This is a genomic window from Ensifer sp. ENS02 (assembly GCF_014851885.1).
Taxonomy (GTDB): domain Bacteria; phylum Pseudomonadota; class Alphaproteobacteria; order Rhizobiales; family Rhizobiaceae; genus Ensifer; species Ensifer adhaerens.
This window is the reverse complement of record NZ_JACVAO010000005.1, coordinates 242,291-254,995: the sequence shown is the minus strand read 5'-3', so window position 1 is coordinate 254,995 and position 12,705 is coordinate 242,291. Positions and strand designations below refer to the sequence as shown.

The following is a 12,705-nucleotide window of genomic DNA, read 5'->3' as shown; positions in this document are numbered from 1 at the left end:
CGGCTCCGATTTGTCAGGCCGTGTGCTGCACCGGCCTTGAGAAAAAACCCGAGCGCAGCCGTGTGGCCAGCGGCTTCTCGATCAGAAGATAGCCGAAAACGCCAAGCGCAGTCCCCGCAATGACCGCCAGCAGCGCCGATGTGAGCAGCCCTATACCCATCATTCCACAAGCCTTGACCACGACCGAAATCGCAAAGGTGTGCCAGAGGTAGATCGAGTAGGATGCGTCGCCAAGCATCATCGGCAGCCTGCTGGGGCGGAACCAGCCCTGCGCTTCGAGCGCCAGCGTTCCCAAGACGAGCATGACGGCCAAAGGCCCGAGGATGAATTCGTCGAAAGGCAGGCGAAGCACGGCGACCGCCGCAAATCCTGAAAACGCGCCGGCGACAAGCATAAGGCCGGACATTGCGCCGGGCACCCTGCCTCTCAGCCACAACTCGGCGACGACCATGCCTGCCACAAATTCAAGAATAATCGGCCGCGTATAGGTGACGAAGAGCGCGTTGTCGCTGTCGACGGCAAAGCCGATGGCAACCACCGCCGAGAAACAGCCAGCGATCGCCGGCAACCGTCTCGACCGCGGCAACAGCAGTGTCAAGGCGAAGATCGCATAGAAGAACATCTCGTAGTTCAGCGTCCAACCCTGCACTAGCACTGGCCAGATTTCGTCGCTGCTTGGCGATCGCATGGGAATGAACAGCAGTGAGGAAAGCACATGCGCGTTGCTCAAGACCAGATTGGGAAACAGGCCAACAAGGCCGCCGATGACCATGACCGCGGTTGCGAGCCAGTAGATCGGCGCGATCCTCTGAATGCGATCACGGAGGAAGGCGAGCGGTGACACCGGCCGCCGTTCGCTGATCACCCACATGATGAAGCCGCTGATGACAAAGAAGACATCGACGCCCGCAGCACCAATTGCGAAGTGGTGCCCGGTGCGCTCGGCGGCATGAAAGACGACGACCCCGAGCGCTGCGACGGCCCGCAGATACTGAATGCCATAGATCGTTGTCGTCGGGGCGCTGATCATTGATACCTCAGTCGTAGCGGGATCTCCGATACGGCCGGCGCCGGACGATCTTCGACGCTCTGGTGCGTGCGCGCTTCCGGTAAAGTCAGCTTTCCGGCGGCGAAATAGAGCAGGAACGAGCCGATGTGATAGGGGTTCATGATGTCGATTTCGACGAAGGACCGCACCAGCAGAAGCAGCGCTATGCCGAAGAGAACGGAAGATTGCGTGTCATGATCCTGCGTCAACAACCGCTTGGTATGCCCGAGCACGGTTATCAGAAGGATGCCGGACAGAAGCACGAGCCCGATCGCGCCGGTCTCCACCATCGCTTCGATAAAGGTGTTGTGGAAGTGGAAGCCGGAGCGCGTGGCAATATAGAACTCTTCCCACAGGCGTTCGGGCTCCGAGAAGCCCTGGACCCAATAGGCCTGATAGCCGACACCGACCAGCGGTGACGACATGGCCGCCTCGATGCCCTGCTGCCACAGATAGGTCCGTCCGGTTAGGGTGGAATCCTTGCCGAAAAGCCCGAGGACAAGATCGACGCCCCCACCATAGATGGCCGCAATGGCGACCATGACGCCACAGACGGCGGCGGCGAGGAAGAGCCCCTTGCGGTGTGCCGGCGACAATAGTCCGACCAACCGCATGCCCAGCCACAGCCCGATGATGACCACTGTGGTCAACACCGACGTCGCCGATTGCGAGGCAAAAAGTGAATAGGCCGACAGCAACGCGACCAGGCTGGCTGCCGCGAACCACAGGCCGCGTTCGCCAAGCGCGATCGGCGCGACAAAGGCGAAATAGATGCCGAGCGAGGCGTAGAAGCCCAGCTGGTTCTTCGAGGCGAAAGCGCCGACGAAGCTGTAAGTGCCGTCGAGAGGATCGAGGTGGTAGACGCCGAAGACGAGTGAGTAGACGAGAACGACGCCGGTTCCGGCAATCGCGCCGCGCACCAGGGTCCTGATGTCGACAACCCGCATGGCAATCAGGGCGCAGATCACGTGGGAGAGATACTGTATCCCCGTTCGCGCCGTCATTCCGGGCGCCGCCGACCAGAAGACCGACAGGCAGGCGAAGATCGCAAATCCTAGGATCCAGAGGCGGATTCCGTAGTTGCCGAGCACACGACGGTAGTCGACCAGCACCAGTGGCAGCCACAGGCCATAGTAGAGCAGGATCGACGCCTGTCCGAAGCGCGCGGAATAGGCGAAGACGAAGAGCGACAGCGCGATCGCAACGGTGCCATAGACACCATTGCGATCGGGAGAAATCAGGCTCGCCTTCGAAATTTTCATCCTACTGCGTTGCCAGGTTGGCTTCGACCTTGATCACGTCACCCGGCAATACAGGCGTATTTTCGTCGGCGGAGATCTCTGTCGGCTTTCCGTCACGCTCGCGTATGATCGAATAGGCGATCGTCGCCTCCTCCGTATTGTCTTTCGACTGCGCGGCTTCGGCCGATTGCAGCAACGCTTCGGCCATCAAGTCGCGGCTGGTGCCGAGCTTGATCGAAAGCGTGTCGAGTTCGGCCTCGGTGTTCTGCAGGTCCTGCGCCAGCTGAGCGTCCCAATCGTTGCGAAGATTGGTTTCGTCCTGGCCCGCCTTGCTGACATCCTGTTTCGCCTTCAGCGAAGCAGTATCGATGTCGAGAAGGGCGGCCTGCAGTTCGGCCACGCGCTGCTCCAGGGACAGCTTGCGCTGGCTGAGCGCCAGGCCCTTTTCGGCGAGGCTTTCGACCTTCTCGCGGTCTTCAACGACGAGCTCGAGCTGGCGGTTCTGGGTTTCCGTCTTCTTTGCCAGCGACTGGATTTCGCTTTCGAGCAAGGACTTCAGATCGGCGAGCGACTCCAGTTGCAGCTTCTGCTTCCTGTCACGCGAGGCCATCAATGCGGTCTCGTTTGCGAGAAGCTTGTCGATACCGGGAACACCCTGAAGGTCCTTCGGCAGTTCGATGCCATCCTTTTCGGCGATCTCAGCCTGAAGGCGGGCGCGACGGATCAGCAGCCGGTTGCGCTCGGACGTCTGGACGCTCGAATCGCCATGCGCATTTATGTAGTCGCGCGCAAAGCGCTGGCCGCTTTCCGAACGGCGCAATCCGCCGCCAAGGCTTACGGCCTTCAGCACCGTCAGATTGGGGGCAAAAGGATATTCGCCGGGCTTCTGGACCTCGCCCGCGAGATAAACCGGGCGGTACTGCGCGAGTTCGACGGAGGCGGACGGCCGATCGCGCAGACCGAAGAGCGTCTGCATCTTCTCGCCGATCGCTTCACCAACTTCGGTCGTCGTCTTGCCCGCCGCCGGCAGGTCGCCGATGAAGGGCAAGGATAGAGCACCCGAAGGACCAACGGTGTACTCGCCGCTGACGACCGACCAGTCGCGGACAGCCCCCTCCGCGGTCTGCCATTCGGCCACGCGAATTCTCAGCCTATCCATAGTGCCGAGCTGATACTCATCGGCCCAAGCCGGAAAAGCACAAGTGAGCGCCGCGGCGATGAGAACCGCCCGGCGCAGGAAACGGGGTAGCGTGCGCGGCATGCGCGACTTTCCCGACAGATGATGTTCTCTCATTTGGGCTTCCCGATTGAAGGCGCCTTCCCGCGACCGGTCGCGCGGGCTTTCCAGGCGCTGTTTCGTCAGTAGCTGCCGCGCGAAAGGCAAACGGCGGGAATGGTTCTGACAACGATGGAGAAGTCCTTCAGCAGCGACCAGTTCTGGACGTACTGGGTATCGAACGCGATGCGGGTTGCGTAGGATACGTCGTTGCGCCCGCTGATTTGCCAAAGGCCGGTAAGACCGGGTCGGGATTGCAGGTAGTAGACGGCGGCGCTGTCGTAGAGCTCCAGTTCGTCCTCCACCACCGGGCGCGGGCCAACCATGCTCATTTCACCGCGCACGATGTTGACGAGCTGCGGCAGTTCATCAAGGCTGAGTTTGCGCAGGACACTGCCGACGACCGTGACACGCGGGTCGTCCTGCAGTTTGCGCGTCGCGCGCCATTCCTCGTAGGCGGCCGGATTGGCCTTGAGGTAGTCCTGCAGGATCCGGTCCCCATCAGGGCGCATGGTGCGGAACTTAAGGCAACGGAACGACTTGCCGTTGTGGCCGATGCGGCGGTGGCCGTAGAAGATGCTGCCGCCGTCGGAAAACTTGACCAGCGCCATGAGCATCAGGAACAGCGGGCTTAAGAAAACGAGGGCGAGGGAAGCGGCAAGCACGTCGAAGCCACGCTTCGAAACGCCACCCACGGGTGGGATTGCCGCAAACTCTGCGGCACTGAAAAACGGCGAATTGGCCGATCTGGTCGCAGACTTCATAGAGGTGACTCCATTTACGTTTGGCGATTTGTCGGTCTCCCCAGGGGGGCCTACAGCCCACACTGGGGCGCGCTCATCGTGAATAATGAACGTCCGGTAAGGATTTGCTTTTTGAAGGCGAAATAAAGGCGAGTATCCGAGCAGGGGCCAAAATGCGTATATCACCACTTTCGAATATGAAATATTTCTCGTGACAGGCGCTGTTATATTATTGCGAGAAACAGTATCACCTCGCACGTATTCCTGTATTGTTTCTGGCGAGCCAAATTACATTTCCGGAGAAGTGGCGATATCTTCGCAGGCCGATGTTTTCCTTGAGCTTCGGGAGCGTGATTTCCCCAGCTCCAAAATTATCGGTCGTCCGTATTTCCCAAATTTTGCTGCGTCGCACCAAGTCTTCGCGGCGCACACAAAGACTCGCAACATCGTTCAAACTTGTAATAAAAGTTGATCAGCACGTGAGTGTGGCGGCAACCATCGGGCGATGCGGAGACCGTCTCCCGACGGGAGGTGGAAAATCAGCTGCCGAGCGCAGGCTCGCGTCACAATGGCGCTCGAGGCTGATCAACTGATTTTGATTCGATCGACGCTGCTCGAAACGCGACATAAAGATTTGCCTGTTTCTATGTGCCAAAGCGGCGGCTATTGCCGGTTGCAGCCGATGTCCGCCGCCAATATATTAACATTTGCAGAGGAAAGGCCGATTTTGCGATGACGTCTGCAGCGATAGAATCGATTGCGAGCTAGTGCCATGTACGCACCACGCGTCTTCGTGAGTATGATCGGCGCCCTGACGGTTTTTGCGGTCGTCACCTATTTCCTCAATGGCTCTCTCACATCCACGCTGATCCAGACGGCGATCTGTGCGGTCCTCATTCAGATCGGCTATTTCCTCGCGGTCGTTTTCCTAATCTGGAGGAAAGCGCGTGAGCGCGGAAAAAAAGCGGCTGAAGTGCTGCAATCGGCCAATGACGACAAGCCGGGCAGCAATAGCCACCGCCTGGACCGGCCCGGTCACTTCAATCGTTGACCGCACGACCGGACAAGCCTGCCTCGCTATTCTTCAAAAAAATCGCCTTTGACGCGGTTGCGACATGATCGCCCTGCATGGTGCGGCCCGTTACGGCAAGATTCCATGCCGGGCTGCATGATCTAGCGGGTTGCCAATGACCCGGCTGCGTCATGCAGCGATCGAGAACTGGTGCAGTCCACTTGGCCCCTAGGCGCCGCGCTGCCCGCGAGACACGATACTGGAGGCCCTCATGACCACAGTCGCCCGGACAGATGTCTGCGTCATCATTGCTGCGAAGAATGCCGAGGCGACCATCGCCCGCGCGGTCGCGTCGGCGCTGGCCGAACAGGAAACCGCCGAAGTGATCGTGGTGGATGACGGCTCCACCGATCAGACCGTCGCCGCGGCGCGATCTGCCGACGATCACAGCGGACGGCTGACGATCGCACGCTTTGAAAGCAATCGCGGTCCTTCAGCAGCGCGCAACCATGCGATTGCCATCAGCCGCGCCCCGGTCCTGGCGATCCTCGACGCCGACGATTTCTTTCTACCGGGCAGGCTCGGCAGGCTGCTCGCAGTAGAGGAGTGGGATTTCATCGCCGACAATATCGCCTTCATGGGCGAGGCCGCAGTGACTGGTGCGGCTCCAAGGGTCGATGACTTCCCGCCACGGCCGCGCCTTCTCGGCCTCATTGATTTCGTCGAGGGCAATATTTCGCAGCCGGGCGTGAAACGTGGCGAGATCGGCTTCCTGAAGCCGCTGATGCGCCGCCGCTTCCTCGATAAGCATGGCATCCGCTATCAGGAGGCGCTTCGTCTGGGGGAGGATTATGACCTCTATCTTCGCGCACTGGCCAAAGGTGCACGCTACAAGGTCATTCAAAGCTGTGGCTATGCGGCGATCGTGCGCGGCAATTCGTTGAGCGGCAGCCACCGGACCGAGGATCTAAAGCGCCTCTACGAGGCCGACCGCGTCATACTCGCGGCAAACGACCTCGACGGTGAGGCAGCGGCTGCCGTGCGACGGCATGAGCGTCACGTGCGTGGCCGCTACCAGCACCGCCACTTCCTCGACCTCAAGAAAGAGCGCGGTGCTATGGCTGCGATCGGTTACCTCATGCGGCGCCCGGGCGCCGCGCCGGCCGTCACCGCCGGTATCTTCGCCGACAAGACGGAGCGCTTCAGGCCGCGCCAGGATGCGGCACCGGCGGGCGGAGGCGCGGCAGTGCGCTACCTTCTGCCCATCGGCGCGGAGCACGCGCGCTAGCACCACGCGTTGCGGCGTCGGCGCCACGTCGAACCATCGCGAGCGGAATACGCTCCGGCATCTCGTCCGGAGCGCCGTTTGTCACATCCTAGAAGTAGGCGCGCCGTACGGCGGCCAACGCATCCTGGAAGCGTTCCTTGCGTTCGGCGAGCCGGCTGTCGCTGCTCAATTGCGGCTCTGCGCGAGTGGCCTGCCAAAGTGCAAGCGTCGACGGCGCCGCAAGCACCTGCTTGGCCGCGCTGCGCAAGAACGTCTGACGCGGTTCTCTGGCCGCGACGATCACCTCGCCGTCGGCGGATCGCAGGTTCGCAGCCTCCGGCACGGTCTGCGCCTCGAAGCCCATGCCCCAGAAACGTGCGCCCTTGATCATGGCTTCGGTGCGGCTGGAGACCGGAACATGGCGGGGACGGTATTCGACGCCGACGGTTTTTGCCCAGTCGTTCCACTTGAAGCTGTTGATGCTGTCCGACGTCGTCACCGCCACCCAGGGAACGCGGAATGCATCGGCAAGAATCGCCCCATGCATCGATTCGGCGACAATGAACTCCGATTGCGCGATCTCGCGGATCACGCTCTTGGCCTCGCCGCGCGGGTCGATGTAGTGCAGGCCGACGGTGCCGCAGGTGACGGGCCACATACCGGCGATCGCACTTTCCCAATGGGGAATGAAACTGCGCTTGTATTGCTTAGGCAGGTTCCGGAATTCCGGCATGTCGGCGACCATGACCGCGGGATCGACAATACCGCGCTCCGGCGCAAGGCCGATCTTCTCGGCTGTCAACGGCCCGCGCACGCAGCGAAGGTCCCATTCGGCGGCATCCCGCATGTCCGGCAAGCTGCCGTAGCCGAAACCGCTGCCGATAACGAGCTTGCGGACGCCATCAGGCAGAAGCGCGCGGTTGAGCACCGTGCCGACGCCGACGAGGAGGATGTCGTCGTGGACATCGCGAAAACCCGGCAGCAGGAAATCCCAAAGCCAGAGGTTGAGGTCGTCGCCGAAATTGCCGTGCTGAGATTCCCAGTAATAGGGCTTCATGGGCGGTCCCTTCTTTCAAATGCGAGATAGGTTCGATGCCGCGCCTGGCGGGCTTGTTCTTCCTCCAAAAGGAGTTTCTGTCCGGATCAGCGTGAACGGGAAAACTTGCCGACGGCAAGCTCGAATGCGCTTTGCAACAGCTTGGGATCGCGCAGGACCCAACGTGCCAGCAGTCGAAACTGCGGCGACTTCCGCCGCTTCAGCCGGCGCGCCTGGCTCCAGAGCGCCTGACGACGGGCCGTGTGCTGGTAGGACTGGATCGTCGCGACGGCCGATGGCTTGCGCGAAAGCCGGTGCTCAAGCGTCTCAAGGGCAACAAAGGTGTTGAACTGCTGCTGCAGGAATTGCGGCGAATCGTTGTCGATCGAGTGGAAGATGTTGATGCCCTCCCCGCGCATGGCACCGGCTGCATCACAAAGCACGACACGATTTGCCGCCAGAATGCAGTCGCAGAAGAACAGCACGTCCTCGGCCGCGAGACGCAGCTCGGCATCAAAGCGCACCGTCTCGAAAAGCCGGCGACCAACCACCATGCAAGACAGGTGCAGGAAGCTCCAGTTCCGCAGCATGACATTGGAAAGATCGGGAATTTCGACGACAAGCGGGCTTTCCTGCAAGCGCACGACCGTATCGCTTGCCTCGAGATCGGCGATGCCGAAATGGTAGTAGAACGCCTCGCCGCCTGTTATCGACGCCCAGTAGCAGTCGGCACCAAAGCAGCTCATGCTGTCGACGGCATTCTGGAGATGATCGGTGGTCCAGATGTCGTCGGAATCGAGGAACGCGGCGAACGCGGCGTCGGCCGGAACGTTGTCGAGCCCGGTGTTGCGCGCGCCGCCTGGACCCTTGTTGTCCTGCCGGATCACCGTCACGCGCGCCCGCTCGCCATCGGCAAGCGGCCTCAACTCCTCGTCGATCGAGTAGGGAGATTGATCGTCTATCACCAGGACATGGAAGTCTTGATAGCTTTGGGCAAAGACGGACGCGAGCGCGCGCCGAAGAATACCCGGCTCCTTCTGGTAGTAGGGAATAATAACAGTCAGCTTCGCCATCTTTTCGCCCCTGCGGTTTCTCTAAAAGAGTATTTCGTGGTCTCCTCCCACCGGGTCGCGACCTCAAATCTAGCGCTTGCCCTTTGTCGGAAATCCTTCAAAGGCATCACGGGATGCTCACATGCCTTCAAACGTAAATGCCAAGTCTGTGACTCGGAACGTCGGCTGGAGCGTCCTTTCAAAGACAGGCACATTCGGGCTGAAGTTTGTCACCGTGCCGATTCTTGCCCGTATCCTGACGCCCGAGGAGTTCGGAACGGTCGCCGTCGCGCTCACCGTCGTGCAGTTTCTGGCGATGATCGGCGGCGCCGGTCTTGCCTCCGCTCTGATCATCCAGCGCGACGAGGACATGGAACTCATCCACTCCGCTTTCTGGGCCAATCTGGTGGTTTCGCTGATGATGGCGCTTGGGCTTTTCGTCTTTGCCGGACCGCTGGCGAGCCTGCTGGGTGCGCCGGAGGCAAGCCATCTGCTCCAGATCATGAGCCTGCTCATCCCGTTGCAGCTTGCCGGCGATGTTGCCTATTCACTGCTTGCCCGGCGGATGAATTTCAGCAAGGACGCGGTCTGGACCATGCTCTCCGAAATCCTCGGCGCGCTCATCGCTGTCGGGGCGGCGCTTCTCGGCTTTGGGGTGTGGTCGCTGCTCGCCCAGCTTTTCGTTTCTGCATTCATCCGTTTGGCCGGTCTCTACGCCGTCTCCGGCTATGTCCCGCGTTTCGTGTTTTCGGCACGGCGCGTACTTTCGCTCTGCCGCTTCAGCTTCGGCATGATGGGCTCCGAGATCGCCAACTTCGTCACCTTCCAATCGCCGATGGTCGTCATCAGCCGTTATCTCGGCCTTTCGGATGCCGGCGCCTATTCGGCGGCGAACCGCTTTTCCAGCATTCCGAACCAGATCGTCCTTTCAGCAGTCATGGGCGTTCTCTTTCCCGCCTTCAGCCATATGGGCGAGGATCGCCAGCGGCGCTCGCAAGCGCTGATGCTCAGCACGCAGGTCACCACCGTGCTGCTCGCGCCGATGATGTTCGGCCTCTGGGCGCTTGCCGAGCCGGCGATGCTCGTGCTCTTCGGACAGCAATGGGCCTCAGCCTGGCCGGTGCTCGGCCTGCTCGCCCTGTCGAAGGGCCTGCTGACACCCTGCAGCACCTACATTCCCTATCTCAAGGGTATCGGCCAGGGCACGACCCTCTTCTGGTGGGCGGTGATCCGGGCAATCGCCACCACTGCCGCCGTCGCCTATGCCGCGATCGGCGGATCGCTCGTCGAAGCGATGATCGCCCTCTGCCTCGTCAACCTAGCGACGCTTGTCGGCTATTCCTGGGTTGTCTTTCGCGCCGACCAGCTGCCCTTCCTGCGCGGGTTCCTGATTTCGGTGAGGCCGCTGGTCTCGGCTTTCATCATGGCTGTCGTCGTAAGGCTGCTGCTGGACCACTACGGCACGCTTCTTCCAAGCGCGGTGCTCCAGGTTCTTGTTGGCGCCGCGATCGGTGCCCTGATCTATCTGGTGTTGGTACTCGTTACCGAACGGTCGCTGCTGGCAAAGCTCACCGATATGGTTCGTTCCCGCGGTGCTTCGAGCTCGGTACCAGCCGCCGCCGAATAACGGCTGGAATAGCGCTAAAGACTGCCCCACCCTTGCCGCATTTCGGCGAGGAATGAGATCCGCGGCATTGTCTCAACTGAAAAACAGAAGAAAAAGCGCACAACTTTTCGGCGTTACATATGCGCTTTAACAAGCAGAAGCATCAGAAAATCAGCGGCCGTTAATATTCCGCAACTGACGCCCACGTCATGGTTTTTTCCCAGTCCAAGTGCGGGGATAGGCCTATTTTCCTAGTATTGCCGCGATTTCTAATGCTGCACCGCAGCAAACCAAGGCCGATTCGTTTGCTGCGGCGCCATATTTTGATCCGTGCCCGAGCCTAATCTTCTGGGTGCGGGCTCTGGTCTGCTCTGTTGAAACGGCCGCTTCTAAACGCGCTGCCAGATGGGGGTGACGGATATCGTTGATGTGAACGCGAATATCTCCTCGCGGATCAATCTGATGCGCATCGTGCTGATCTCAGGCATTGTCTTTGTGCATGTGCCTTATGATCCGGCGACCAGTCCGTATGTCGGCACCTATGGCGGCATCGACTGGTTGCGCATTTTCCTGGGTGACAGCCTCTTCCGTGTCGGCGTCCCCTGCCTCAGCGCGATTTCCGGTTATCTCCTGTTCCGTCGCGGTCTCGAAAATTTCGACTATGGCCGGACGCTGAAGACCAAGGCTCGGACGGTACTTTTGCCATTCCTTTTGTGGAACCTGGCGTTTCTCGCGCTGGTTTTCGTCGCGCAGAGCAAGGACATCAGTTCGGGCTATTTGCCGGAGGTCATCGGAGCCAGCCCAATTGAGTGGCTGAGCTTTGCCTTCGCGCTCGAGGATCTGCCGATCAATCTGCCGCTCTATTTTCTGCGCGACCTCCTGCTTTGTATCGTTCTTTCGCCAGCGCTCGCCTGGCTGATCAAGCGCTATCCGGCACAGACGCTCGCCGTCCTCTTCGCCTATGCGGTGCTGCCCGTTCCGAACGGCATCTTTTTGAAGAAGTCGATCCTCTTCGGGTTTAGCGCCGGCATCTACATGAGCCTGCATCGCATCGATGTCCGCAGCTTCGATCGCTTTTCCTGGCCGATTACCATCGCGTTCCTGAGTGCAGCCGTGCTCCTGTCCATCCTGCTCTATCAGTTTGGCCCGAATTTTCCGGTGTGGCTCGAAATGCTGCGCAGTCTGATTGCGATTTCCGGCATCGTCGGTTCCTGGGCGGTTTCGGCACTTCTCGTCCGAACCAACATCGGCGCTCAGCTTTCGCGCGGCAGCGGTCTCAGCTTCTGGATCTTCTGCACGCACTTTCCGCTACTCGTGCTCTTCTGGATGATCTGGAACCGCTCGGACATCGGCTACTACCCGGCGTTTTACTGCGCGGTTCCGCTCATCACGATCGCCTTCCTCGCCGGCGCCTACGCTCTTTCCGCGCGCTGGCTGCCAGCCCTCACCGCTATTCTCACCGGCAGCCGGACCGGCTCCGCCCGCGACATGCGTGCGCGGACAGCTGCTGTTCGCGCCGGTCCCTCCCCCCAGCAAAGGACCTGACCATGAGATCGAAACGACCTCACCGCCTCGCCCTGCTCACCCTTGTCGCCGTCGGCCTTGCCGGTCCGGCCCTGGCCGAAGAGACCACGACGGGTGCGTCTTTCATCGACAACTTCGATACACTCGACACCGCCGTCTGGTACGTCTCGGACGGCTGGAACAATGGCGCGCATCAGAACTGCACCTGGTCGAAGAAACAGGCGAAGGTCGTCAACGGCATCGCCGAACTGACGTTTGCTGAAGGAAAACTCGGCGAGCGCAATTACGCCTGCGGCGAAATCCAGACCCGCAAGCGCTTCAGCTATGGCACCTACGAGGCGCGGATCAAGACGGCCGACGGCTCGGGGCTCAACTCGGCCTTCTTCACCTATATCGGGCCGGCCGACAAAAAGCCGCATGACGAGATCGATTTCGAAGTGCTCGGCAAGAACCCGGCAAAGGTCCAGATCAACCAATACGTCTCCGCCAAGGGCGGCAACGAGAAGCTGGTCGACGTGCCGGGCGGCGCCAACCAGGGCTTCAACGACTACGCTTTCGTCTGGGAGAAGGAGCGTATTCGCTATTACGTAAATGGCGAACTGGTCCACGAGGTCACCGACCCAGCGAAGATCCCGCCCAATCCGCAAAAGATTTTCTTCAGCCTTTGGGGAACCGATACCCTGACGGATTGGATGGGCGCCTTTTCCTACAAAGGCCCCTCGATGATGCAGGTCGACCGGGTCGCTTTCACCGCGCCGGGAGACGAGTGCCAGTTCCCCGAGTCGATTGCCTGCAAAACAAACTAGCCGACGATCGGGAGCCGCGCCCGTGGGCGTGGCTCTCGCCGCTGCAAGGCGCAAAATTTGAACCATGTCCGGCGCGGCCGGGCAGAAAACTGGA

11 protein-coding genes are annotated in these 12,705 nt (G+C 60.5%); 5 read left to right on the top strand and 6 right to left on the bottom strand.

The window, feature by feature from the left end:
• Nucleotides 1-13: 13 nt before the first annotated feature.
• The 4 genes from IB262_RS12860 to IB262_RS12845 all read right to left on the bottom strand — a co-directional run bounded on the left by IB262_RS12860 (nt 14) and on the right by IB262_RS12845 (nt 4,329).
• On the bottom strand, nt 14-1,030 hold the full coding sequence (locus tag IB262_RS12860; RefSeq protein ID WP_113080004.1) for an acyltransferase: 1,017 nt from the start codon (nt 1,028-1,030) through the stop codon (nt 14-16).
• A complete protein-coding gene (locus IB262_RS12855) occupies nt 1,027-2,310 on the bottom strand; it encodes an O-antigen ligase (RefSeq protein ID WP_192493636.1) in 1,284 nt (427 codons plus the stop codon). The genes IB262_RS12860 and IB262_RS12855 overlap by 4 nt, the downstream gene beginning before the upstream one ends.
• A 1-nt stretch (nt 2,311) precedes the next feature.
• Nucleotides 2,312-3,583, bottom strand: coding sequence for a polysaccharide biosynthesis/export family protein (locus tag IB262_RS12850; RefSeq protein ID WP_089044801.1), 1,272 nt, complete (start codon nt 3,581-3,583; stop codon nt 2,312-2,314).
• Nucleotides 3,584-3,648: 65 nt separating this feature from the next.
• The gene (locus tag IB262_RS12845; protein WP_034797965.1) at nt 3,649-4,329 is read right to left on the bottom strand and encodes a sugar transferase; all 681 of its coding nucleotides are present in this window, start codon (nt 4,327-4,329) and stop codon (nt 3,649-3,651) included.
• 751 nt (nt 4,330-5,080) lie between these two features.
• Between IB262_RS12845 and IB262_RS12840 the strand changes: the two genes are divergently transcribed.
• Both IB262_RS12840 and IB262_RS12835 read left to right on the top strand, forming a co-directional pair.
• Nucleotides 5,081-5,359, top strand: coding sequence for an exopolysaccharide production repressor protein (locus IB262_RS12840; protein ID WP_060582949.1), 279 nt, complete (start codon nt 5,081-5,083; stop codon nt 5,357-5,359).
• A gap of 232 nt (nt 5,360-5,591) precedes the next feature.
• On the top strand, nt 5,592-6,608 hold the full coding sequence (locus tag IB262_RS12835) for a glycosyltransferase family 2 protein (protein ID WP_060521084.1): 1,017 nt from the start codon (nt 5,592-5,594) through the stop codon (nt 6,606-6,608).
• A gap of 88 nt (nt 6,609-6,696) precedes the next feature.
• Here the strand turns inward: IB262_RS12835 and IB262_RS12830 are convergent, their stop codons facing one another.
• Complete coding sequence (locus IB262_RS12830; RefSeq protein WP_113080002.1) at nt 6,697-7,644, bottom strand: polysaccharide pyruvyl transferase family protein; 948 nt, start codon at nt 7,642-7,644, stop codon at nt 6,697-6,699.
• 86 nt (nt 7,645-7,730) lie between these two features.
• Nucleotides 7,731-8,696, bottom strand: a complete 966-nt coding sequence (locus IB262_RS12825; protein ID WP_192493635.1) for a glycosyltransferase family 2 protein — start codon at nt 8,694-8,696, stop codon at nt 7,731-7,733.
• Between the two features lie 121 nt (nt 8,697-8,817).
• Between IB262_RS12825 and IB262_RS12820 the strand changes: the two genes are divergently transcribed.
• The 3 genes from IB262_RS12820 (at nt 8,818) to IB262_RS12810 (ending at nt 12,611) form a co-directional block, all read left to right on the top strand.
• Nucleotides 8,818-10,302: a lipopolysaccharide biosynthesis protein gene (locus IB262_RS12820; protein WP_060529218.1), complete on the top strand. Its 1,485-nt coding sequence runs from the start codon at nt 8,818-8,820 to the stop codon at nt 10,300-10,302.
• A gap of 408 nt (nt 10,303-10,710) precedes the next feature.
• Complete coding sequence (locus IB262_RS12815; RefSeq protein ID WP_192493634.1) at nt 10,711-11,826, top strand: acyltransferase; 1,116 nt, start codon at nt 10,711-10,713, stop codon at nt 11,824-11,826.
• Nucleotides 11,823-12,611, top strand: a complete 789-nt coding sequence (locus IB262_RS12810) for a glycoside hydrolase family 16 protein (protein WP_192357652.1) — start codon at nt 11,823-11,825, stop codon at nt 12,609-12,611. Before IB262_RS12815 ends, IB262_RS12810 begins: the two co-directional genes overlap by 4 nt.
• The last annotated feature ends 94 nt before the right edge of the window (nt 12,612-12,705 follow it).